The sequence below is a fragment of the Roseovarius sp. MBR-154 genome, from assembly GCF_053628595.1.
On record NZ_JBRJGR010000014.1, the window covers coordinates 22,443 to 46,341 of the forward strand.

20 protein-coding genes, 1 tRNA gene and 1 pseudogene are annotated in these 23,899 nt (G+C 64.4%); 7 read left to right on the plus strand and 15 right to left on the minus strand.

What is annotated here, in order from left to right:
* Positions 1 to 5: 5 nt before the first annotated feature.
* The 11 genes from ACSSV4_RS15685 to ACSSV4_RS15735 form a co-directional block, all read right to left on the minus strand.
* Positions 6 to 1,193, minus strand: a complete 1,188-nt coding sequence (locus ACSSV4_RS15685) for a vWA domain-containing protein (RefSeq protein ID WP_454276035.1) — start codon at positions 1,191 to 1,193, stop codon at positions 6 to 8.
* Positions 1,193 to 2,062 (minus strand): AAA family ATPase, encoded by an 870-nt coding sequence (locus ACSSV4_RS15690; protein WP_454276114.1) that lies wholly within the window; start codon positions 2,060 to 2,062, stop codon positions 1,193 to 1,195. Before ACSSV4_RS15690 ends, ACSSV4_RS15685 begins: the two co-directional genes overlap by 1 nt.
* A gap of 45 nt (positions 2,063 to 2,107) precedes the next feature.
* A complete protein-coding gene (locus ACSSV4_RS15695; RefSeq protein WP_454276036.1) occupies positions 2,108 to 4,528 on the minus strand; it encodes an aerobic carbon-monoxide dehydrogenase large subunit in 2,421 nt (806 codons plus the stop codon).
* Positions 4,525 to 5,022, minus strand: coding sequence for a (2Fe-2S)-binding protein (locus ACSSV4_RS15700; RefSeq protein WP_454276037.1), 498 nt, complete (start codon positions 5,020 to 5,022; stop codon positions 4,525 to 4,527). The genes ACSSV4_RS15695 and ACSSV4_RS15700 overlap by 4 nt, the downstream gene beginning before the upstream one ends.
* A gap of 8 nt (positions 5,023 to 5,030) precedes the next feature.
* Complete coding sequence (locus tag ACSSV4_RS15705) at positions 5,031 to 5,864, minus strand: FAD binding domain-containing protein (protein WP_454276038.1); 834 nt, start codon at positions 5,862 to 5,864, stop codon at positions 5,031 to 5,033.
* Between the two features lie 135 nt (positions 5,865 to 5,999).
* Positions 6,000 to 7,073: an MHYT domain-containing protein gene (locus tag ACSSV4_RS15710; RefSeq protein ID WP_454276039.1), complete on the minus strand. Its 1,074-nt coding sequence runs from the start codon at positions 7,071 to 7,073 to the stop codon at positions 6,000 to 6,002.
* Between the two features lie 98 nt (positions 7,074 to 7,171).
* Complete coding sequence (locus ACSSV4_RS15715) at positions 7,172 to 8,116, minus strand: NAD(P)H-binding protein (protein WP_454276040.1); 945 nt, start codon at positions 8,114 to 8,116, stop codon at positions 7,172 to 7,174.
* On the minus strand, positions 8,113 to 10,221 hold the full coding sequence (locus tag ACSSV4_RS15720; protein WP_454276041.1) for a molybdopterin-binding protein: 2,109 nt from the start codon (positions 10,219 to 10,221) through the stop codon (positions 8,113 to 8,115). Before ACSSV4_RS15720 ends, ACSSV4_RS15715 begins: the two co-directional genes overlap by 4 nt.
* The gene (mobB, locus tag ACSSV4_RS15725; RefSeq protein WP_454276042.1) at positions 10,218 to 10,709 is read right to left on the minus strand and encodes a molybdopterin-guanine dinucleotide biosynthesis protein B; all 492 of its coding nucleotides are present in this window, start codon (positions 10,707 to 10,709) and stop codon (positions 10,218 to 10,220) included. Before mobB ends, ACSSV4_RS15720 begins: the two co-directional genes overlap by 4 nt.
* Positions 10,706 to 11,338 carry a molybdenum cofactor guanylyltransferase MobA gene (mobA, locus tag ACSSV4_RS15730; RefSeq protein WP_454276043.1) on the minus strand — a complete coding sequence of 211 codons (633 nt, stop codon included), beginning with the start codon at positions 11,336 to 11,338 and terminating at the stop codon, positions 10,706 to 10,708. The genes mobB and mobA overlap by 4 nt, the downstream gene beginning before the upstream one ends.
* On the minus strand, positions 11,335 to 12,225 hold the full coding sequence (locus ACSSV4_RS15735) for a formate dehydrogenase accessory sulfurtransferase FdhD (RefSeq protein WP_454276044.1): 891 nt from the start codon (positions 12,223 to 12,225) through the stop codon (positions 11,335 to 11,337). The genes mobA and ACSSV4_RS15735 overlap by 4 nt, the downstream gene beginning before the upstream one ends.
* Positions 12,226 to 12,281: 56 nt before the next feature.
* Here ACSSV4_RS15735 and ACSSV4_RS15740 point away from each other — a divergent pair, with 56 nt between their 5' ends.
* Positions 12,282 to 13,001: an AzlC family ABC transporter permease gene (locus ACSSV4_RS15740; RefSeq protein ID WP_454276045.1), complete on the plus strand. Its 720-nt coding sequence runs from the start codon at positions 12,282 to 12,284 to the stop codon at positions 12,999 to 13,001.
* Entirely contained in the window at positions 12,998 to 13,327 is a 330-nt protein-coding gene (locus tag ACSSV4_RS15745; RefSeq protein ID WP_454276046.1) for an AzlD domain-containing protein, read from the plus strand. Before ACSSV4_RS15740 ends, ACSSV4_RS15745 begins: the two co-directional genes overlap by 4 nt.
* Positions 13,328 to 13,549: 222 nt before the next feature.
* On the opposite strand, the gene ACSSV4_RS15750 is transcribed toward ACSSV4_RS15745, so the two are convergent.
* Positions 13,550 to 14,239, minus strand: coding sequence for an RES family NAD+ phosphorylase (locus ACSSV4_RS15750; RefSeq protein WP_454276047.1), 690 nt, complete (start codon positions 14,237 to 14,239; stop codon positions 13,550 to 13,552).
* Complete coding sequence (locus tag ACSSV4_RS15755; protein WP_454276048.1) at positions 14,236 to 14,625, minus strand: antitoxin Xre-like helix-turn-helix domain-containing protein; 390 nt, start codon at positions 14,623 to 14,625, stop codon at positions 14,236 to 14,238. The genes ACSSV4_RS15750 and ACSSV4_RS15755 overlap by 4 nt, the downstream gene beginning before the upstream one ends.
* Before the next feature lie 511 nt (positions 14,626 to 15,136).
* Between ACSSV4_RS15755 and ACSSV4_RS15760 the strand changes: the two genes are divergently transcribed.
* The 5 genes and pseudogenes from ACSSV4_RS15760 (at position 15,137) to ACSSV4_RS15780 (ending at position 21,876) form a co-directional block, all read left to right on the plus strand.
* Entirely contained in the window at positions 15,137 to 16,048 is a 912-nt protein-coding gene (locus ACSSV4_RS15760; RefSeq protein WP_454276049.1) for a DUF6635 family protein, read from the plus strand.
* Positions 16,049 to 16,454: 406 nt separating this feature from the next.
* Positions 16,455 to 17,728: pseudogene (locus tag ACSSV4_RS15765) on the plus strand (hemolysin family protein).
* Between the two features lie 522 nt (positions 17,729 to 18,250).
* Complete coding sequence (locus tag ACSSV4_RS15770; protein WP_454276050.1) at positions 18,251 to 18,673, plus strand: hypothetical protein; 423 nt, start codon at positions 18,251 to 18,253, stop codon at positions 18,671 to 18,673.
* Positions 18,670 to 20,208 carry a relaxase/mobilization nuclease domain-containing protein gene (locus tag ACSSV4_RS15775; protein ID WP_454276051.1) on the plus strand — a complete coding sequence of 513 codons (1,539 nt, stop codon included), beginning with the start codon at positions 18,670 to 18,672 and terminating at the stop codon, positions 20,206 to 20,208. Before ACSSV4_RS15770 ends, ACSSV4_RS15775 begins: the two co-directional genes overlap by 4 nt.
* A gap of 189 nt (positions 20,209 to 20,397) precedes the next feature.
* Complete coding sequence (locus tag ACSSV4_RS15780) at positions 20,398 to 21,876, plus strand: type IV secretory system conjugative DNA transfer family protein (RefSeq protein ID WP_454276052.1); 1,479 nt, start codon at positions 20,398 to 20,400, stop codon at positions 21,874 to 21,876.
* Positions 21,877 to 22,388: 512 nt separating this feature from the next.
* On the opposite strand, the gene ACSSV4_RS15785 is transcribed toward ACSSV4_RS15780, so the two are convergent.
* Both ACSSV4_RS15785 and ACSSV4_RS15790 read right to left on the minus strand, forming a co-directional pair.
* Positions 22,389 to 22,465: transfer RNA gene (locus ACSSV4_RS15785), tRNA-Arg, on the minus strand.
* Positions 22,466 to 22,677: 212 nt separating this feature from the next.
* Entirely contained in the window at positions 22,678 to 23,898 is a 1,221-nt protein-coding gene (locus ACSSV4_RS15790) for a cysteine desulfurase (protein WP_454276053.1), read from the minus strand.
* Between the last annotated feature and the right edge of the window lies 1 nt (position 23,899).

Consider the following 23,899-nt stretch of genomic DNA (forward strand, 5'->3'; position numbering starts at 1 on the left):
CCTCCTCAGATCCGTGCGAATTCCGCCTCCAGCGCGGCCAGCACCGCAAGGCTTCCGGCGGGCAGATGCGCATCGAGATGGGGCCGCGCGGCCGCCATCGCCCGCGCCACCGGCGCATGCTCTTGCCAGCCACCAAGCGGGTTGAGCCAGACAATCCGCCGCGCCTTGCGCCTGAGCCGCGCCAGTACCGCCGCCAGCGCCTCGGGCGACCTCGTGCAATAGCCATCCGACAGGATCAGCACCACGCTGCGCGCGCCCAACGCCCGCGCGCCATATCCATCCAGAAACTTCTCCAGCGCGCCCGAGATATCCGTGCCGCCGCCGAACCCCTCGGCCATCAGCGACAACCGGCTTGCGGCACGCAAGGAATCATGGTCACGCAGCGCATCGGTCACCCGCATCAGCCGGGTGTGAAAGAGATAGGCATCGGTGCGCATGTCCTGCCCCACCAGCCCGCGCAGAAAGGCCAGGAACACCCGCGCATGCACGCTCATCGAGCCGCTGACATCGCAAAGCGCCACGATCCGCATCGGGCGCGGCGGGCGGCGGCGGTGAAAAAGCTCCATCGGCTCGCCGCCGCGCGCAAGGCTCGCCCGCTGCACCCGGCGCAGATCAAGCGGGCCGCCGCGCCGCGCGCGCTTGCGCCTGCGCGAGGTCCGATCGCGGATCGCGCGGGCGAGTCTCGCCGCCACGCGCTCGGCCTCGCGCAGGGTGGTCTCATCCATCACCTCGCGCAGATCGCGGCGGCCCAGGGCGTCGGTCCGCGTCGCCATCAGCCGCCCGTCGCGGCCCTCTGCCTCGTCCTCGCCCGCGTCGGGCACATCGGCCTCGGTCTGATCCGGCACACCGCCGTCCTGCTCTTCCAGATGACTGTGCCACAGGACCGGGCGCGCCGATTGCACACGAACATGGGTGTTGTCGGCCCGGTCCTGCCGGCTGCGCCCGGCATTGAACCAGAACGCATCGAACAGATCGTCGAAGCGCCGCCACTCCTCGGCATCGCGTGCCAGCACGGCGGCAAGCGCTGCGCGCGCTTCCTCCGGCGCGCTTGCCTGCACCTGCGTCAAAGCCTCCAGCGCCGCCGCAGTATCAGGCGCGCCCACCGTCATGCCATTTTCCCGCAGATGCGCCACGAAATCGGCCATCCGGTCGGCCATGCCCCCGGACCGCGCGGCAAAGCGGGTGACGCGCATCACGCCACCCGACCGATCAGCCGGTCCATCACCTCGGGTGGCGCGGCATCGTGATCGGCGGCGGTTTTCAACAGGCACACCAGCGTCGCCTGCACCGCCTCGGTCGATTGCGAAAGGTCGTTCACCCCCAGCCCCGACAGCGCCGCCGCCCAGTCGAGCATCTCGGCGACCCCCGGCACCTTCTCCAACTCCTCACGCCGCAGCGCCTGCACCACGCCCACGATCTGCGCCGCCAGCCGCGCCTCCAGCCCCGGCATGCGCGCGCGCAGGATCGCCAATTCGGTGTCGCGGTCGGGAAAGTCGAGATAGGAATAGAGGCACCGCCGCCGCAGCGCGTCCGACAGGTCGCGCGTGCCGTTGGCCGTCAGGATCACCACCGGGCGCGCACGCGCCGAGATCGTACCCAGCTCCGGGATGGTGATCTGGAAATCCGACAGCACCTCCAGCAGGTAGGCCTCGAATTCCTCGTCGGCGCGGTCGATCTCGTCGATCAGCAGTACCGGTGCCTCCTCTTGCGAAATCGCCTCCAGCAGGGGCCGCTTGAGCAGGTAGGTTTCCGAAAAAAGTGCCGCCTCATCGACGCCGCCGCGCGCATCCGCTGCGCGAATGGCCAGCAATTGCCGCTGGTAATTCCATTCATAGATCGCCTGTGCAGCGTCCAGTCCCTCGTAGCATTGCAGCCGGATCAGCCGGGTCTCGCGCAGCCCGGCCAGCGCCTTTGCCACCTCTGTCTTGCCGACGCCCGCCGGCCCTTCGAGCAACAGCGGACGCCCCATGCGCTCGGCCAGATGCAGCGCCATCGCCAGCCGCTGTCCCGCGACATACCCCTGTCCCGCCATCGCCTCCTGCATGTCCTGCCAGTCCTGCATGCGGCCCCGCTGTTTCACCTTTCCCGAAATTCTCACATTCCCTGCTCAGCCATGCAGACCCAACTGATTGGCGATCCGCCAGATCCGCCAATGATCATGCGGCATATGGCTCTGCGTCAGGCCAAAGGGCCGGAATGCATCATGCACCGCGTTGGAAAAGCACGGCACCGAACCGACATTCGGGCTCTCGCCCACGCCCTTGGCGCCGATGGGATGATGCGGCGACGGGGTGACGGTGTGATCGGTGGTGTAATGCGGCGTCTCCCACGCGGTCGGCAGGAAGAAATCCATCAGCGTGCCGGTCATCACATTGCCCATCTCGTCATAGGCAATCTCCTGCCCCATGGCGATGGCATAGCCCTCGGTGGCACCGCCATGCACCTGCCCCTCGATGATCATCGGGTTGATGCGGGTGCCGCAATCGTCGAGCGCATAGAACTGCCGCACCTCATGCTCGCCGGTATCGACGTCGAACTCCATCACGCAGATATAGGCCCCGAACGGGTAGGTCATGTTGGGCGGGTCGTAGTAACTCACCGCCTCCAGCCCCGGCTCCAGCCCCGGAATTGCCTGATTATAGGCGGCAAAGGCGATCTCCTTCATGCTCTTGAACCGCTCCGGCGCGCCCTTGACCGCAAAACGGTCAACGTCGAATTCCACGTCGTCGTCGTGGACCTCGAGCAGATAGGCCGCGATCATCTGCGCCTTGGCGCGGATCTTGCGCGCCGCCATGGCGGTCGCCGCCCCCGCCACGGGGGTCGAGCGCGAGCCATAGGTGCCGAGGCCATAAGGTGCCGTGTCGGTATCGCCCTCCTCCAGCGTGATGTCATCCGCCGGAATGCCGATCTCCGTGGCGATGATCTGCGCAAAGGTCGTGGCATGCCCCTGCCCCTGACTGATCGTGCCAAGGCGCGCAATGGCGCTGCCGGTGGGGTGAATGCGGATCTCGCAACTGTCGAACATGCCGAGCCCGAGGATATCGCAATTCTTTACCGGCCCCGCGCCCACGATCTCTGTGAAATGCGTGAGGCCGATACCGATCAGCTTGCGCGTCTTTCCGGCATTGAAGTCCTCCAGCCGCTGCGCCTGTTCGGCGCGCAGAGCGTCGTAGTTGACGGCCCTTAGCGCCTTTTCCCACGCCGTGTGATAATCGCCGCTGTCATATTCCCAGCCCAAGGCCGACTGATAGGGGAACTGATCTGCGCGGATGAAGTTGATCTGCCGCAACTCGGCGGCATCCATGCCCAGCTTGATCGCCAGCACCTCGATCATCCGTTCGATGAAATAGGCGGCCTCGGTCACGCGGAACGAACAGCGATAGGCCACGCCTCCCGGTGCCTTGTTGGTGTAAACGCCATCGACCGCCAGATAGGCCACCGGGATGTCATAGCTGCCAGTGCAGATATTCATGAACCCCGCTGGAAACTTGGTCGGATCGGCACAGGCATCGAAACCGCCGTGATCGGCGGTTGTGTGGCACCAGAGCCCGGTGATCCGGCCCTCTTTCGTCGCCGCGATCTTGCCCTGCATCCAATAATCGCGGGCAAAGGCGGTGGTCATCAGGTTGTCCATCCGGTCCTCGACCCACTTGACCGGCTTGCCCGTTACGATCGAGGCCACGACCGAACAGACATAGCCCGGATAGACCCCCACCTTGTTGCCAAAGCCGCCGCCGATATCGGGCGAGATGATGCGGATGTTATGTTCTGCGATACCGGAAATCAGCGACACCACCGTGCGGACCGCATGCGGCGCCTGGAACGTGCCCCAGACGGTCAGCTTGCCGGTGACCTTGTCCATGCTCGCAACGCAGCCGCAGGTCTCCAGCGGGCAGGGATGGGTGCGGTGGTAATAGACCATCTCCTCGGCCACCACATCGGCCTCCGAGAGCACCGCCTCGGTGGCCTCCTTGTCGCCCTGTTCCCATGTGAAGATATGGTTGTGATGGCGGCGCGGCCCGTGCGCGCCCTCGGTCTGACCTTCCAGATCCTCGCGCAGCACTGGCGCGTCCGGCTCCAGCGCCTTGAACGGATCGACCACCACGGGCAGTTCCTCGTATTCGACCTCCACGAGTTCCACCGCATCGGCGGCGATATAGCGGTCCTCGGCCACGACAAAGGCCACCTCCTGTCCCTGATAAAGCACCTTGCCATCGGCCAGCACCATCTGCTTGTCGCCCGCCAGCGTCGGCATCCAGTGCAGGCCCAACGGCTCCAGATCGGCGGCGGTCAGCACGGCGATGACGCCGGGCACGGCCTTGGCCGCCTCGGCGTCGATCCGAGAGATGCGCGCATGGGCATAAGGCGAGCGGACGAAATCACCGAACAGCATGCCCTCCATGCGAATATCGTCGACGTAATTGCCCTTGCCCTGGGTGAAACGGACATCCTCCACGCGTTTGCGCGACGAGCCCATCCCCTTTAGGCTGGCGCTGCGGTCTTCGGGGGTTGCGACGTCGTCCTTCATTCTGCGGCCTCCTTCTGGGCGTTGAGCATCTCGGCGGAGGCGAGGATCGCCTTGACGATGTTCTGATAGCCGGTGCAGCGGCACAAGTTCCCGGCCATGCCAAAACGCACCTCCTCCTCGGTCGGCGTCGGGTTCTCCTGCAACAGGCGATGCGCGCGGGTGATCATCCCCGGTGTGCAAAAGCCGCATTGCAGCCCGTGATGCTCGCGGAACATCTCCTGTATCACGCCAAGACTGCCGTCCTCGTTCACCAGCCCCTCGACCGTGGTGATCTCGGCCCCGTCGGCCTGCGCCACGAACACCGTGCAGGATTTGATCGACTTGCCGTTCATGTCCACGGTGCAGGCGCCGCAATGGCTGGTCTCGCAGCCGATATGCGGGCCGGTGATGCGCAGGTTTTCCCGCAGGAAATGGATGAGCAGCGTGCGCGGCTCCGCCAGCCCCTCGACCGCGCGCCCGTTCACGTTCAGTTTCACATGCATTTTCGTCATCATCCCCTCCCTCAACCGGCGCGCTGTTGCGCCCGCGCGATGGCGCGGCGCAAGATCACGCCTGCCACATGTTGCTTGAACGCCACCGGGCCGCGATTGTCGGCCATCGGGTCAATCGCGCCCAGCATGGCCGCGACAGCTCCCTCGACATCGCCCCCCGCCAGCGCCGTGCCTGCATCCTCGGACCAGATCGGCGTATCGGCCAGATTGGTCATCGCGATCGAGGCCGTGCCATGGCCGATCAGCACCGCCGCCGCCGCTGTGGCATAGTCGCCGATCTTTCGTTTCTGCTTTTCATAGGCATAGCCGGTGCCCTGCGCGGGCAGCGGGATACGGATTTGCGTGAGAATCTCCTCGTCACCCCGCGCGGTGAAATAAGCCGCCTCGTAGAACGCGCGCGCCGCCACCTCGCGGGCACCCTCCGCCCCCACCAACTCGAACCGCGCATCCACGCATTGCATCAGCCCCGGCATGTCATTGCCCGGATCGCCGTTGGCGACATTGCCGCCCACCGTGCCCAGATATCGGACCTGCGGATCGGCGATCTGCAACGCCGCCTCGCGCAGGATAGGCAGCGCCCCGGCCAGCCCCTCGTGGGTGATCATCTCATGCTGCGTGACCATAGCGCCGATGCGCGCCTCTCCCCCGGCGATCTCGATGCCGCGCAGGTCGTCGATGGCCTGCAAATCCACCAGATGCGCCAGATCGGCCATGCGCAGCTTCATCATCGGAATGAGGCTGTGGCCGCCCGCGATCACCCGCGCCTCGTCGCCGTGCTGCTGCAAAATCCCGATGGCCGACGCGATATCTGTCGGCCGGTGATACTCGAACCCGGCTGGTATCATGTGTTGTCCTCCCTGCGGCCCGTCCCTCCCGACGGGCCACGTGCATCAAGCGCCGCCTTCTGCTCACGCTCAAATCACGCGGAACAATCCGCGCGTTTCATTTCACGAAATGCGAATTATCCGCACGAACTGCGATCAGAGGCCCAGTGCCTCACGGATCGCCGTCAGGCGCGAGCGGCTGACCGGCACCTTGGAGAGCGCGGGCACTGCCTCGAAATAGCAGGTGCCATTATCCTTGTGCCGCTCGAAGCGCGAGACATGCACCGGGTTCACAAGGTAACTGCGATGTACTCGCAGGAACCCCGACGCGAGCAACCGCGCCTCAGCCTCTGTGATCGACCACGGGCAGAAGAGCTTATCCTCGCCATGGTAGAGCACGGTGTAATGCCCCTCGGCCCGGATCGCGGCCACGGCGGCGGCATCGGCGAAATGGGTCTGCCCCTCGCGCTCATAGGGCAACCGCGCGGGGCGCGACGCAGCCTGTAGCACAGGCGGTGCCTCGGTGGGTTTCAGGAACGTCACCCCGGTCAGCAGGAACGCGCCGCAAATCAGGAACACCGACACCGTGACCCCCATCGCCAAAATGCGATTGTCGAGCACAGGCCCCGCCCCGCCGACCTGATCCGTGGCGACAAAGCCGGTGAGCGCGATGGCCACGAAATGCACCGCGAAAACCGCGCAGCCAAAACAGACTGTGCCCAGCAGGATATTGCGATGCGTGCGCGCGTCATAGGCCACCCAGATCGCCAATGATGACAGGATCACCGAGGCCAGCGTCGCGCTCATCATCTGCACCGGCCCGGACACCGCGCGGCACATTTGCATGCCCGCCATGCCGATGTAATGCATCACAACGATCCCCAGCCCCACGATCACGCCCGCGCCGAGGATCACGCCGGGCGTGCGCCTGCGGAAATGCAGAAGTAGCAGCGCCAGCCCGACCATCAGGATCGCCGCCAGTGCCGAGATCAGCGTGATCAGCGCGTCATAATAATAAAGGATCGGCAGTTGCAGCCCCAGCATGGCCACGAAATGCATCGACCAGATGCCACCGCCCAGTACCACCGCGGCGAGCGCCACCACCAGCTTGCGCCGCCCCTCGTCGAGATGCGATGCGCCGCGCGTCAGCGATAGCCCGGTGAACCCTGCCATCAGCGCCACAGCCAGAGACGCGGCCACCAGCCACGGATTATGCGAATAGTCGAGCACCTGCGTGATCCCCCGCCCCTGTCAGCATAGCCTAGCAAGGCCCGCGCCACGGCGCAATTTTCATCCCACCCCAGCACGCTCACGTGATGGCGGCGGCCTCAGAACACCGCGTGATCGCCGCGTTCCGGCAAAACCTCGCCGCGCGCCAGCCTGCCATAGAATGCTTGCAGCGTCTCGCGCCCCGTCTCGGGCGTGGCATCGGCGTCATAGCGTCCAGTCGCGGGGTCGAGGGCCAGCATGGATTGGGTCGCGTAATAACGCCCGATCCGTGCCAGTTCAGCCTTTGCGGCCATGCGAGGGCTGAGCCTACCCGCCAGCGCCAATCCCGCCACGATCCCGTCCATCAGCCGCAGGGGCACATGGCGGAAATGCGGCGTCATCTCCAGCGCGCGGAACAGCATCGCGCCCTGCTCCAGCGGCGTGATCGCGGGGCCCGGGCCACCGATGGGCAGGACCTGGTTCCACAGCAGCGGATCGCCCGGACAGCCCAGCATGTACCGCGCGAGATCGCCGTCGCTCACCGGCTTGCACGCGGTCACCCGACCGTCGCCAAAAACGAGGAAGGGTTTGCCCGCGCGCAGCCGGTCCAACTGCCCGGAAAGGGATTTGAAGAACGCCGTCGGACGAATGATCGAATACCGCAGCCCCGAGGCCACCAGTGCTGCCTCCGCCGCCAGCTTGGCGCGCTGAAATTCCAGTAGCGGTCGCTGCACGCAGATCGCCGACAACAGCACGAAATGCCCTACGCCCGCTGTCGTTGCCGCCGCCACCGCCTCAACCGTCGCCGCATGATCGACGGCCCAGGCATCTGCGGGCGCGCCGCTGCGAGACGCCATGCAGGAGATCACCGCCCCCGCGCCGCTCGCCTCGAGTGCCTGCGCCACCGTGCCGAAATGCAGGCGCGCACCGTCCGGCAAGCCATGCCCTCCGCCCGCGTGATGCGGGCGCAAAACGCAGTCCACCGCGTATCCTGCCGCCATGGCTTCGGTCACCACCGCCCGCCCTATGGTGCCGGTCGCGCCGAGGACGAGCAGCCGCGTCATGGGCCGGTGAAACTCGTGAAGGGAATGTAGCGCACCGCGTCGCCGGGCCCAATTTCCGCAGGCCCATCGGGCAGTTCCACCAGCCCCTCGGCCCAGCTCAGCCCGCTGATCCGGCCTGAGCCTTCGGATTTGAACACCTCGGCGCGGCCCGCCCGGATGCGCGCACGCAGGTATTCGCGCCGCCCCGGTTTCTTGCGCTTTTCGAAACCAGCGGGCACATCAAAGCCCTGCGGCGCGTGCCAGCCCGCCCCCGACAGCACCGCCATCGCGGGCCGCGCGAAGATCAGCGTGCAGACAAGGGCCGCGACCGGATTGCCCGGCAGGCCGAAGACCGGCACACCACCCCACATGCCCAGAGCGAGCGGCCGGCCCGGCTTGAGCGCAATCCGCCATTCCGCCATCGCCCCCGCTTCGTTCAGGAGCGCCGAGACGTGGTCCTCATCGCCCGAGGAGGCACCGCCCGAGGTCAGGATCACATCCGCCTCCGCCGCGCCCCGGTCGAGTGCTGCACGCAGCGCGGCGCGGTCGTCGGCCACCCGGCCAAGATCGACCAGGTCATAGCCCATCTGCTGCACCAATGCCCCCAGCATGGGCCGGTTGGCGTCATAAATCTGCCCCGCCCGCGCCTGCGCTCCCGGCTCGACCAACTCGTCGCCGGTGGAGATGACCGACACGCGCAGCCGTTCGAACACCGGCAGATCGGCCAGCCCTACAGCCGCGCAGAGCGCGAGGTCCGCAGGCGTCAGCACGCGGCCCGGTTCAAGCACACGCGCCCCCGCCTCCACATCCTCGCCCGCGCGGCGGCTGTTGGCCCCGGGCTTGAGCCCGCCGCGAAACGCGATGCGCCCCTCGCCGAGGGTCACATCCTCTTGCAGGATCACGGTATCGACCCCCTCGGGCAGGGCCGCACCGGTCAGCACCCGCACAGCATGCCCCGGCGGCACCGCGCCCGGATAAGGCACACCCGCCGCCGCGCGACCCTCGACCAGCGGCAGGATCTGATCGCCTTCGCCAAGACCGCCATGGGCAAAGCCATAGCCATCCACTGCCGTATTGGCCTCCGGCGGGTTCGCCCGTCGCGCCACCACCGGGGCCGCCAACACCCGCCCCGCCGCTTGGGTCAGCGGCAAGACCTCCTGCCCCACCACCGCGCGCAACCGGTCGCGCAAGAGCGCTAGCGCGTCGTCCACCGGCGTCCAGTTCACGCCCGCAGGCAGCGCAAAGCAATCGTCGCGCAGGGGCGGCGGTTTCAACGGATCGTCACAGGCGGCCATCAACTCCTCCTCATGCCCGAGGCCGAAAATCCAGCCCTCTTCGGGGGCCTCCACCGTCAGCAAGGCGGCGAGCCGGTCGCAAGGCAAGCGCGCGAGGCCCCGCGCCATCAGCCGCACCTGATGCGCGTCGCGGATGCCGCCCCCGGCCTCGGCGCGTTTGACGGCCCTGTTGATCAACCCCGGCCAGACCTCGACCAACGCCACCGGCGCATCCATCCGCTCGAACGGCCAGACGGCCACCTGCCCCGCGAACCGGCGCCGCAGCCGGTTCAGAACCGGCAACCCGATCAGCACCTGCCCGCCCACGGCCCCCGCGCCACCCATCTGCCAGGCGCTGAACGATCCCGGCGCGCCCGCGTCCGCGCGCCGCCGGTCGGCCAGACCGTGCCCCGCCCGCGTGTCACGGCGCGGCAGGCCCTCGATCTCGCGCTTGAGGCCGTTGAACCAGAACGGCCCGACACCGGGAAACCGCGCGTTGATCTCGCCCGCCACGTCGAAGCGGTTATTGGCGCGCGGGGCATCGTCGACCCGCGCCTCCAGCCAGTCCCAGACGGCAAAGGGGTCATCGCGCCCGGTCAGCCCCCGCGCAAACCCCGCTGGAAAGCCGAACGGGAAATCGCACCCGATGAAGAGGCGACGCCCCGCCGCGCGCTCGGCCTCGATCAGATCGACCAGCGCCGCCTCGGCCTCCACCCGGTTGCGCAGGTAGCGCGGGGCCTCGTCCGCCCCGTCGCGCGTGACCCCCAGCCAGATCGCATCTCGGCAGGGGGTTGGCCCGGTATCGTTGCCGCCCGACCAATCCAGCATCGCAACTGTATCGAATCCCGTCAAAGCCCCACCTCTGCCAATATGAAATCGGCAATCACGCGCGTGTCGTTCAGGTCGAACACCGGCCGGTCCAGATCGAGCGCCACATCGCTCGCCACCGCGCGGATCGTCGGGTCGCCGGGGGCAATGAGCGCATTGCCCGTCTCTGCGCGGAACGCCTCGATCTTGGGGTGGCGGTCACGCTTGTAGCCCTCGACCAGCACCAGATCGACCGGGCTCAGCTTCTGCAAGAGCACCTCCAGCGTCGGCTCCGCCGCCTCGCGCAACTCGTGCATCAGGGCAAAGCGGTTGCGCGAGGCAAGCAGCACCTCGCGCGCCCCCGCCACCCTGTGCCGATGGCTGTCCTTGCCCGGATGATCCACGTCGAAAGTATGATGCGCATGCTTGACGGTCGAGACGCTGAAACCCCGCCCGGTGATCTCGGCCACCAGCCGCTCCATCAGCCCGGTCTTGCCGGCATTCTTCCAGCCGGTCACGCCGTATAATCTCATGCCGCAGCCCTCCGTTGCGCCTCGGCCAGATCCTCGGGCGTGTTGACGTTGAAAAACGCGTCCGCCTTGTCAAAAAGCGCCTCGCGCCCACCATGCCGGTCGGTCCAGAGCACGACCTTGCGCAGCCCGTCCCCGAGCGCGGCGCGCAGGTCGTCGCGCAGCGCCACCGGCCAGAGACCGAAGGTCGGGTGGCGCACCTGCCCGCCCCGGCTCATGGATTTGGTCTCTTCGCAGCCGCGCGGCGTGGCGGCGAGGACCAGAGGATGCGCCATGCCCTCCGCCGCCGAGTGCAGCCGCGCAACGAGATCACAGGGAAAGAATGGCGTGTCGGCGGCCACCGTCACGATTGCCTCTGCGCCCTCTCCCGCCGCCCAGTCGAGCCCGGCGAGAACCCCTGCCAGCGGCCCGGGATAGTCTGCAATCGGATCGGGCAACACGGGCAGGCCGTACGCCGCGAACCGCTCCGGGTCGCCATTGGCGTTGAGCGCCACCGCGCCCACCTGCGGCCTTAGCCGCGCGAGCACATGGTCGAGGATCACCCCCTCGCCCAACGGCAACAGCCCCTTGTCGCCGCCGCCCATCCGCGTCGCCTGCCCACCGGCGAGGATCACCCCGAGCGGCGCACTCATCCGTCGGCACTCTTGCGGCGATGTTTGGGGCTTTCCTCCTCGACGCTCGCCGGGTCCGCATCGCGCAGCACCCGCTCCTCGCCCGCCAGACAGACAAACCGCCGCCCGCGCATCCGGCCGATCAGCGTCAGCCCCACCTGCCGCGCGATCTCCACCCCCCAGGCGGTAAAGCCCGAGCGCGAGGCCAGCACCGGAATGCCCATCATCGCGGTCTTGATCACCATTTCCGAGGTCAGCCGCCCGGTGGTGTAAAGCGTCTTGTCGCCCGCCGCGACGCCTTCGCTCAGCATCCAGCCGGCAATCTTGTCGACCGCGTTATGGCGGCCGACATCCTCCATATAGACCAGCGGCTGCGCGCCCTGGCACAGCACCGTGCCGTGAATCGCCCCTGCCTCAAGATAAAGCGACGGGGTGCGGTTGATCTTCGAGGCCAGCGCATAGAGATCCGAGGTCTTCACCTCCACCTGCGGCAGGCGCACCCCCTCCAGCCCCTCCATCATGTCGCCAAAGACGGTGCCCACGGCACAGCCGCTCGTGCGGGTCTTCTTCTTCAGCTTCTCTTCGTAGGTGGTCTGCCCGTCGGTGCGCACCACGACGGTCTCAAGGTCTTCGTCGTAATCGACCCCGCGCACCACTTCGCCGTCGGCCAGCATCCCCTGATTGCGCAGAAACCCGAGCGCCAGAAATTCGGGGTAATCGCCGATGGTCATCGCCGTCACGATTTCCTGACCGTTGAGAAAGATCGTCAATGGGCGTTCCTCGACCACCGAGATGCGAGACGGCTTGCCCTCGTGATCCACCCCCTCCACCGCGCGTGTCAGGCGCGGCGCGGCGGGGTCGGGCGCGATCACGTAACCGGAAAGGTCATCGCTCTGGGCCAATTGCATCTCCTCCTTGCATTGGATAGGCGGTGTCCGGACAAACAGTCATTCAGGGGCGGACGGTGCCAACTCAAACCACCAAATCGATCTATTGGCAAGGCGTGCGCGACGGCGCGCCCTTCATCCTCGTGATCGTGCCGTTCTCGCTGCTGTTTGGCGTGGTGGCCACCGAGGCCGGGCTCAACATTCTGGAAACCATGAGCTTTTCGGTGCTGGTCATCGCCGGGGCGGCACAGTTCACCGCGCTGCAACTGCTGACCGACGGCGCGCCCACGCTGATCGCGCTCGTCTCGGCGCTTGCGGTCAACCTGCGCATGGCGATGTATTCCGCCTCGCTCACGCCCTGGATCGGCGAGGCCACGCTCGGCCAACGCGCGATTGCCGCCTATTTCACGGTGGATCAGAGCTATGCCTGCGCCATGGTCGCATTCGAGCAAAATCCCGGCTGGAGCATCCGGCAGCGGCTGGCCTATTTCTTCGGGGTGGTGACGCCGATCTGCCCGCTGTGGTATCTGTTCACCCTCATCGGCGCGCTGGTCGGCACCTCGATCCCGCAGGGGCTGGCGCTCGATTTCGCGCTGCCGATCACGTTCCTCGCGATGATCGGTCCGATGCTGCGCACCTCTGCCCATGTTTTGGCGGCACTGGTCTCGGTCGTCACGGCCCTCGTCTTCGCCTTCCTGCCCTATAATCTCGGGCTGCTGGTCGCAGGCGTCGCGGGCATGATGACCGGCGCACAGGCCGAACTTTGGCTCGAACAGCGCAAGGCAGCCCGCCAATGAGCATCGACACCGCAGACCTCTGGTTCGTGATCATCGCGCTCGGGCTGGGCAGTTTCGGGTTGCGCTTCGTCTTCACCGGGCTGGTCGGAAACCGCCCGCTGCCGCCCTGGCTGCTGCGTCATCTGCGCTATACGGCCGTGGCGGTCCTGCCCGGTCTTGTCGCGCCGCTCGTAGTCTGGCCCGCGGCAACCGGCGGCACGCTCGACGCGCCACGCCTCGCCGCCGCCCTCGTCACGCTCGCCGCAGGCTATATCCTGCGCAACGTGATCGTCGCCATCCTACTGGGCGCACTCACCCTCTACGCTGGCCTCGCCATGCTCGGCTGATCGTTTCCTCTAGCCAAGAAGAACCTCGGGCAGTCGCACCCTGGAGAGTTTACGACGTCGTGCAGGGGCGCGGCTGTCAACCGGCCAAAGCCGCAGCAGGATACTCGGCTCGTGATGGCGGCGAAGGCGAAAGGGTTGATGGAGAAGGCACGGTTGTGTTGACCATTTTTTCAATGATTTAGCGAAGAAGTCTTGTGCACTGCATGAGGATTTCGAGGAGCGTCACACCCCCTCGACCGTGAACTCGGGCGCACCTTTCCAGACCAGCTTCCAGCTCGCGCCAGGGCGGACATTCTGGATGATCCCGGGATCGAAGGCTACGAAGCACCGCCCACCGGGGTGGCGCACGGAGGGATAAATCAGCCCGCGATGCCCCTCTGATCTCAGATCCGCAGCAAGGCGCTGCCCGGCCGGGTAGCCTCGCTCGGGGACCGGATCCAGCGCCGGATGCTCTTCCCCGTGCAGAGCCGGGAAATCCCCGATGAAATCCGCCAGCAACTCGACGTAGCGTGCCTCGTCCTCGTAGCGGCCGATGAAGCCCAACTCGCGGGTGCGGTGAAACCCGACCTCCTGCGCGCTCGTCAGCATGTCCCAGGCGCAATACCAAGCGCCGCGCGCGCCGGTGTTGAACCGGTTGCCCGAGGGGCGCGTGTAGGTGAAGGCCGCGTTGATATGGCTCTGACCGTAGAGAGCCAGGTCATGCGACCGCCGCGCGAAAGCGAGTTCGCGGCGATCAAGCGCCGGGCTGCCCTCCCGCTCCGCGATCAGGCGGGCACTGGTCTCACCTTCGATCCCGGCGAGGATCAACGCCTCCTCGTCGCTGTCGACCAGCCCCCGCAGTACCGGCGGCTTGTGGTGAGTCTCGGAAATCAGCCGCACAAGGGCGCGGTCGTTGACCGAGGTGATCCTCAAACCCCGCCCCGCAGCGCATCGACATAGCCGCGCACGCGCAGGATCTTGGGCAATCCGCCCGCGATCATCGCGTCCACGGGCCGCGCGCCGTCGAACTCGGGGCCCCGGTTAGGCAGCTTCACCCAGTCCCGCGAAATCGGCTCGTTGAAGTAGAGTTCGAGCGACTTGTAGAGGCCGATGAGCGCGGACAGGCGCAGCATCTGGTCGCGCGTCAGATCACCGGCAAACACGGGCTTCTTGGCCCGCTTCCAGGTCGATTCCGACATATCCGCCAGCGCCGCCGCTTCCCGCAGGGTGAGCGACCAGGCCTCCGCGATCCGCGCAAAGGCCTTGAGGGCAACCCCCTGCCGGTCCGGTGCGGGACGCTCCAGAACAAGGTTTTCCATGTGGTGGCTCTCCTATGTGGCGTAATCCACAATATAAGACCATATGATATGTATTTCAAGTTCATATGGTCCTAATTTTCACACCAAGTGTGAGAGGGATGCCGGGTTTCACGGGGCGGGTTTGGAGGTCGGAAGAGTGACACCCGGTCGGCCCGTCGCGGTGAACTGCGGTTTCGTATTCACCATTGGGATCGGCGTGGTCCAGGGAACCTGGTCCACGCTCTACGTGGCCAAGAACATCGCCCGGTTTCCTGGCATTGATCGCAGCACGAAACCGAAACGGAGCGTGGATCAATTAGAGTTCTCGCAATTCAATGGATGACGAACGGCACGCTTGCCCCTCGGGCCGGTGCGCCGGTGTTCCCTGCTGGCATGAATTTGCGCCGGGGTATTGACAGCGGTGGCCGCCGCGACGACTTCAGGCCTGTGGACCGGGTCTTCCGGTCCTTGGGATTGTCCTTTGAACCCGCGTCGGCTTTCAGGTCAGCGCGCTGCTGGAGACCAACGAAACATGCAGGCGAATGTCGACCGGACACGCACGGTGGATGCCTTCGTCGATCGCCATTTCACATGGCCCGGAACCTTGCGCCTGCACCGGGCCGCTCTCGGCCTCGACATTCTTCGCGCACCGGTCAACGTGCTGCTGTCCCCTATCCTCGTCATGGCGCGTCTCTCTGGCTTCCTCTGCCGCGTCCTGGGTCTGCACCGGGCCGGGTATTGGCTCCAGAGCCGCAAGCTGCTGCTTCGCACGGCAGTTGCCGCAAAGATCGAGGCGGCGATCCTGTCGGATCTGTTACGGGTTCCGCTGTCATGCGATATGTGCCTGCGCGACCGCAACGCGCTGTCCCGCGCACTCCTCGCCGCACCGCAATATCGCGAGACCTTCCGGGCGCAAGGCAGCGTCGCACAAGCGGAAAGCGTGGCCGCCCGGATCACGGACGCGATCTCCGAATATACCGGCACCCGGTCGGCGATCTCCGAGATGACCACCGCCCTTGTCACCCTGGCTGTCGGCGCCTTCGTGTTTCAGGCCCTGACGCCGGGGATGGTCTCGATGGCACCTGGCGTCGCCGAAGCACTCACGCGGGCGGCTGCGGTCGCGGAATTCCCCCTCGGAGCGTCAATCGGGGGCCTGTGGTACGGCATCTTCCCCGTCGGGCCCTCGGCGGCACAGATCACGGCCACGATCATCGGGCTGCTCTTTCTGGGGTCCATGGTCGCAGCTTTTGCGGGAACGATTGCCGACCCGGTTCAGGTTAGGTTGGGCATCCACCGTCGAAGACTGAGCCGTCTGCTCGACACGGTTGAGGCTGAACTGGTTGGCGTGCGTGACCGGCAATTCGACGCGCGGGAACATGTCTTTGCCCGTTTGTTCGATCTGTCCGATGCCGCCATGTCGTTATTGAGGGCGTTTCGGGGATGATTTGTGTGTACCGTTTTCGGAAATGCCAGCCTGTAAAATTCGGCTTGTGACGACCGCCGGACGTTTCTTTCGAAGACCCAACCCGATCACGCTCAGTTTTATATGCGATCCTCCTCTCGACGCGTTAATCGTCCAAACATGGATCTCGATCAATCTTCTCACGTCGGCGCGCGGAGAGGGGGAGCCGCGCAGCCGAGCAGGACCGAGATTTCCCAAACTCCGTCGGCGAGCAAGAATAATGACCTGCACGATGCGATTGCGGTCGGGATTGGGTCGTCTGCAGATGGTTGCGGCACCGGAGCCGACCTCTTGCACCCGTTTGCATCTCGAAACGTTCCACCTGCGCCACGCCTGCTGCGTGATGTCGGTTTGCCGCTCGCCAATCCCCCCAAAGGACACATGACAGATGCTGCTTGAAATCCTGGTCGTCTTCGCCCTGACGCTCGTCAACGGCGTGTTGGCCATGTCAGAGCTTGCGATTGTGTCCTCCCGCAACGCACGTCTTCAGGTGATGGCGAACAATGGCAGCCGCAGCGCCGCCATCGCCATCAAACTCGCGGCTGATCCTGGCAAGTTCCTGTCGAGTGTCCAGATCGGGATCACCCTGGTCGGGGTATTGTCAGGGGCCTTCTCGGGCGCGACACTCGGGGTCCGGCTGGCGGATGGTCTGGTTGCAGCGGGCATGAGCCAGACACTCGCGCAGACACTTGGCGTGGGGGGCGTCGTGGTGGCGATCACCTATCTCTGATCTTCGGAGAACTCGTGCCCAAACAGATCGCCTTGCGCGCCCCGGAGGCCGCGGCTGTCCGCATCGCACCGCTCCTGAATTTCATTTCCATCGTTGCGGCGCCTGTCGTGTGGATTCTCGACCGATCGGGCCAACTCGTCCTGAAACTGCTCGGTCAATCCGGCGCGCCCGACCGCAAAATGAGCGACGAAGAGATCAGACACGTTCTGTCGGAGGCAGAGTCCGCGGGCATCATGAACAAGGCCGAGACCGACATGATTGCCGGTGTCATGCGGATCGCCGATCGGACGGCCCGCGGCCTCATGGTCCCCAGAGGCGAGGTCGAAGTGGTCGGCGTCACGGATAGCCCAGACCGCATCATCCACCGGTTCCGCGAGACCGGCCATTTGCGTCTTCCGGTCCGCGATGCCGGGCCGGACGACATCATCGGTGTCTTGAAGTCCAGAGATTTCCTCGACACAGGCGAGCAGGGCGCGCAGCTAGACACCGAGGCACTGATCTTTGAAGCCCCTGTCGTGCGCGATGGCATGGCCGCACTCGATGTGCTGGAAGCGCTTCGCAAATCGCCGGCCCACATGGTCCTCGTCTATGATGAATACGGGCATTTCGAGGGCATCATTACCCCGATGGATGTGCTCGAGGCCATCGCCGGAGAGTTTCCCGAAGGGGAAGAGGCGAAGATCGTGGCCCGTGCCGACGGCAGCCTGCTGGTGGCGGGCTGGATGCCGGTCGATGAATTTGCGGAACGCATCGGCATGACGCTCGATAAGGACCGCGACTTCGAAACCGTCGCCGGACTGGTGATCGAGAAGATGGGAGCCCTGCCGGGCCTCGGCGAACATGTCGACATCGGGGACTGGCGGGTCGAAGTGATCGACATCGACGGTCGCCGCATCGACAAGCTGCTGGTGCAACCACATCCGAAATCATGAGTGATTGGCCTGGACGCGGTCGGGCGTCCGAATGGGCAAGTCCTCGCCCACGAAACCATCCGGGCCCGTGTCATGGCTCCGCAGGAGCTTTGTCACTGGGGTGATCGTCATCGCCCCCATCGGCTTGGCCGCCTGCCCGATCTGGACTGCTCGTCATCCGGCCGCGAGCCCCACTCCCGCGATACGCAATCCACGTGCCTGCCGCGCGACACATTCATCTTGTAGCCACCGCTCATGTCACGTCTGGCATCAGTAATTTCGGTATTCACGGGTAATCTCCGCGCCAGGCGCCGGAGGGCTCTCCCGCGGCCTTCACCCCATCACGGCTCACCTGCCCGCCCCTGACTCTCAAGACGCAGCAATGCACGTGCCGCCGCGACATGGAGGTCGTTGTTAAATCCTCAGGATTTCGGAGAGAAGTGGCGCACCTCGACAGAGAAAGTTCGAACACTCTGTTTGAGGCGCTGGCCGAATGGGAACGCCATCTCGCATCAGTAGACGCTAGGCGTCTGGGGTGCGAACATGATAAATTCGCGCCATAAATTCAATAAGATAGCCAATCCAGAGGCGAAGAAGGCGGACTATCCGCCTCCTTTCTCCATCCGCTTCACGTTCGAAGAACGGGCATGGATGGACGCCGAAAGAGGCGACAAATCACTGTCCGCATACATCCGCGAGCACCTTTTTGGCGCAAATGCTGCACCGCGCAAGAAGCGCGGCAACAGCCCTGTTCAGGACAAAGAAGCCCTTGGCCGCATGGCTGGGGCTCTTGGTCAATCCCGCTTGTCCCAGAACATGAACCAGCTCGCCAAGGCGGTGAATACAGGCTCCCTGCCCGTCACGTCTGAAACCGAAGCGGAGATCAAAGAAGCCTGCCGCGATATCGCTGAGATGCGGAAAGAGCTCATGGTCGCGCTCGGCAAAGCGCCAGGGAGCGAGCCATGATCTTGAAGGCAAAAGAACGCGGCAACGCTCCGCAGCTCGCCCGCTACCTGCTGGCGGTGCGGGACAACGATCATGTTGAGCTGCATGACGTGCGCGGCTTTATCAGTGATGATCTGGTCGAGGCATTCGGTGAAGCCGATGCCATCGCACGGGGAACGCGCTGCGAGAAACATCTGTTCTCGATGAGCTTCAATCCGCCTGAAGGCGCGAATGCGTCCATCGAGGACTTCGAAAAGGCAATAGAGCAAGTGGAAGCCAAGCTCGGGCTGGAAGGCCAGCCCCGCGCCATTGTCTTCCACGAGAAGGACGGACGGCGACACGCTCATGCCGTTTGGTCGCGGATCGACAGCGAGCGGATGCGAGCGCTGAACCTAAACCATTACAAAATCAAGCTGCGTGACGTGTCTCGCCAGCTCTTCATAGAACACGGCTGGGCGATGCCGCGCGGCCTGGAGGATCGCAGTTTGCGCGATCCGTTCACCTTCACGCGCGAGGAATGGCAGCAAGCGCAGCGGGCTGGGCTCGACACCAAAGAGCTGAAGGCAGTCTTCAGGAATGTGTGGGAAGCATCAGATAACCGCGCGGCATTCGAACAGGCGCTCAAGGAACGCGGGTTCTGGCTCGCGAAGGGTGATCGGCGCGGCTTTGTCGCGGTTGATTATCGCGGCGAGGTCTATGCAGTCGCCCGCTACAGCGGCGTGAAGGCAAAGGACGTGGCCGCCAAACTCGGCGACCCGAACGAGCTTCGCTCTGTCGATGAGATCAAGGCCGATATCGCGAGCGGTATGACCGCCAAGCTGCAAGAGTTCATCAAGCAGGCCGAACGGGACGCGGCGCGGCGGTCTTTGCAGATCGACTTCCGCAAGGCGGATATGGTCGGGCGGCATCAGGAAGAGCGCCGCCTTCTTACTGAAGCCCAAGAGAAGCGCTGGCAGGCCGAAACCCGCAAGCGGGCGGAACGTCTGCCGAAGGGGTTCTCGGGCATCTGGCATCGCCTGACAGGCAAGTATGCCAAGGTCAGAGCGCAGAATGAACACGAGGCGCTGGAAGCCCTGCACCGCGACCGCGCCGAAACTGACGCGCTTATCTTCAAGCAGATCGAAGAGCGGCAAGCCATCGAGCGTGATATCCGAGCGCAGAGGGAAGCTGCTCAAGAAGAGCTGCTGCGGCTGCGCGAGGCCAGCCCTGCTCCCGCAGGGCATCGTCTAACGCCTGTCATAGCAGTTCATCCTGACGGCGCGACCCTTCCCACGGCATCGGCACCCCCTCAACCTGCGTTTCGCTTTTATTCGCATACAGGCGCGTCATTGCGAAGTCCATGCGCTGAAGAGAGTTTTTCTGGGCGCTTTTTGCGCTGCCAGCACCAACCCACTTCACACGCATCAGACCCAGAAAAGGAGAAGTCCATGAGTAACCTACTTCAGCACGTCACGCGCGTTGTTCAGAACGGCGGGACGGTGAACACCCACGGCATGCCTCACCAGACTGCCGAACGGGTGAATGCCCAAGCCAACAGCACGAAGAACGGCAAGTGACTCTACGGGTGGCGCGGCGGCGTAGGTCGCCCCGCCATCTTCAACCAACCAACGCCAATCGAAAGGCAATCACGATGATTACCAACTCTGTCACCGCACAATTCAACGGACGCTGCCCGTCCATTTGCCAGGGACTCGCCCGTCACGGCGAGGGAACCGAAGAGAGATTCTTCAGAAGAAAGCGAACCCATGAACGGAAAACCTAGCCGAAACGGTGGATCACCGACCGCAGCCCTGCTGTTCGGTGTCTCGTTCTACGCGCTCGCCAGCTACTGGCCGCAGGTTATGGGCGGAACGCCCAATGCGGCCGATGACGTCTACACTGGCTTCTTCAAATTCGTTGGTGCGGTGTCTGCACTTGGCGGCCTTGGCGGTTATTACAACGCCTGGCGGCAGCGCGAGAAGCGCAAGGCCAGCGAAGAGGTCTCGGGCACATTCGGCGAAGCCGCGTTCGCCACACTCGACGAGTGCCGCGACGCTGGCCTGCTGAACCCCAACGGGCTGTATCTCGGCCTGCTCGATGGTCAGCCAATCTTCTACAGTGGCAAAGCCCACCTTCTGACATGTGCGCCCGCGCGGCAGGGCAAGGGCATCGGTGTCGTCATCCCGAACCTGCTGCACTATCAGGGCTCGGTCATCGTCACCGATCCCAAGGGCGAACTTGCCGCCGTCACGGCGGCGCACCGCCGCGAGCGTCTTGGTCAGGATGTGGCGGTCTTCAACCCGTGGGGGCTGCACGGCCTGCCGCAGCACCGCATTAATCCTCTTGAGAATATCATCGCCATTGCGGGCGATCCCGCCCGCCTGCGCGGCCTGACCGATGAGGTCAAGGCGATTGTCATGCAGCTCTATCCCGAGCCCGAAGACACGCGGAATCAGTTCTTCCGCGAAGGGGCGCGGAATATCATGCGGGCGGTGCTGCTGTATCTGGCGCTCTGCGCTCCGAAGCGCTGCACCCTTCCTGAGATGTGGCGCATCATCGGCAATCCGTTGCGCCTTGAGCGCACGATTGCCGCGATGCGCAAGGAAGATGCATTGGGCGGCATCCTCGCCGATCTCGGCGATGATCTTGACCATCAGATGGATGACAACCCCGATCTGTTCGGTGACTTCCGCTCGGGCGCTGTCCAGCACCTCTCGATCTTCGAGCCTGGCGGATATCTGGCCGATGCGGTCAGCGCCTCGGACATATCCCTTGCCGATCTGAAGACGGGCAACGTCACGCTGTACCTTGCCTTTCCGCCTGATCGCATCGCCTCGCACGGCGCGGCGCTCGGTCTGATCGTCAATCAGGCGATCACGGCGGTCGCGCGGTCGAAGGAGCGCGGTGAGGTGCTGTTCATGCTCGATGAGTTTGCCAATATCGGCAAGCTCGCAGGGCTGGCCGAAAGCCTGACCGCCCTGCCTGGGCTGGGCGTTCGGGTCTGGATGATCGTGCAGGAGCTCGCCGAGATCGTGCGCATCTACGGCCAGCACACGGCAAAGACGATCCAGTCGCAGGCCGAAGTGCGCCAGTTCTTTGCCGTCAATAGTGCGGAGCTTGCACAGTCCCTGTCGCGTGAGCTCGGCCAGAGGACGGTCAAGACGCGCAACCATAATCTGGGGCGCTCTGACACCGATGATGTTGGCGAAAGCCTGTCCGAGCTATCGGAAATCGATCAAGCGTGAAGTGCTTGAGGGCGAGTTTGAAGAGGTGCTGCAAGGTCTACAGCCGACAGAAGGTCTGTTTGCACTGGTAAAGGCCATGTTCCGCGACGCATGGGACATGCGCCTCGCACAGGCCTCAGAAGTCGCCAAGGGCGTAAAAAGCAACATCAAGCAGCTCGATAAGCAGATCGACCAGCTTCTTGATCGCATTGTCGATGCGAGCAACGGTTCTGTGGTGTCAGCCTATGAGAAGCGTATCGCCAAGCTGGAGCGCGAAAAGGTTCTGGCCGAAGAACAGCTCGCCCAAAGCGGCAAGCCTCGGCATACCTTTGAGGAGTCGTTCGAACACGCCATGCGATTCCTCGCAAGCCCTTGGACTATATGGGAGAATTCCGATCTGACACTCAAGAAAATGGTGCTCAGACTGGCATTTGTAGAGCCTCTGCCCTACTGCCGAAATGAGGGACTTCGAACACCTAATTTAGCCTTACCATTCAAGGCTTTAGGTGACTTTTGCAGCAACAAATGTGAGATGGCGCACCCAGTAGGATTCGAACCTACGACCTTCGCCTTCGGAGGGCGACACTCTATCCAGCTGAGCTATGGGTGCGAACTGCTCGCGCAGTGCTTACTTCAATTTTCCGCGGGATTAAAGCAACATCGGCAGTCCCGCAAACTACCGATCCGAAACAGTTGATTTCACTCGTCTTTACGAAACGGGCCCTTGCCTTCAGCCGTCTGAGGATAGCGCTCCATCCGGCTCGGCTATGGATCCGTTTACGCGCGGTATAGCGGGACGCGGTCTGTCCCGCAATCGCAAAATCAGGCGAAAAGATCGTGCGCCAGTTCGAGCGCGTCAATCAGCGCATCGACCTCGGCGCGGGTGTTGTACATCGCAAAGGACGCGCGGCAGGTGGCGGTCAGCCCGAGATGGTCCATCAGAGGCCCGGCGCAATGATGCCCGGCACGCACCGCCACCCCCTTCTTGTCGAGGATGGTCGAGATGTCATGCGCATGCGCCGCCCCGTCCATGGTGAACGAGAAAATCGCCGCCTTGTTGGGCGTGGTGCCCTGCACGCTCAGCCAGTTGAGCCCCGCAAGACGTTCCTGCGCGTAGTGGCACAGATCGTCCTCGTGCCGCGCGATATCCTCCATTCCGACGCCCATCATGTAGTCGAGCGCCACGCCAAGACCGATGGTCTGCACAATGCCCGGCGTGCCGGCCTCGAATTTCATAGGCGGGTCGTTATAGGTCACCGTCTCCTTGCTGACCTCGCGGATCATGTCGCCGCCCCCCATGAAGGGCCGCATCTCGGCGAGCCGCTCGCGTCGCACGAAGATCGCGCCGGAACCCGACGGACCATAAAGCTTGTGCCCGGTGATGGCGTAGAAATCGCAGCCCAGATCGTCGACATTGACCGGCATATGCACCGCCGCCTGAGAGCCGTCCACGAGCACCGGCACGCCTTTTTCACGGGCCGCATCGCAAATCGCCTTCACGTCAACCTTGGTGCCCAACACATTGGAAAGATGTGTGATTGCGATCAGCTTGGTCTTGGGCGTGATGGCGTCGATGATCTTTTGCGGGTCGAGATAGCCGCGCGAATCCACATCCACCCATTTCAGCGCCACGCCCTGCCGCTCGCGCAGGAAATGCCAGGGCACGATATTGGCGTGATGCTCCATCACCGACAGCAGGATCTCGTCGCCCGCCTCCATCCGCGGCATGGCCCAGCCATAGGCAACCATGTTGATCCCCTCGGTGGTGCCGGAATTGAGCACGATCTGATCCTCATCCGCCACGCCAAGGAATCGCGCGATGATGCCGCGCACGCCCTCGTATTTCTCGGTGGCAAGGTTGCTCAGGTAATGCAACCCGCGGTGCACATTGGCATATTCATGGGCATAGGCCGTGGTGATCGCGTCGATCACCACTTGCGGCTTTTGTGCCGAGGCCCCGTTATCGAGATAAACCAACGGCTTGCCGTTCACGTCTCGTGCGAGAATCGGAAAATCGGCGCGGATTTTTTCGACATTGAGCATC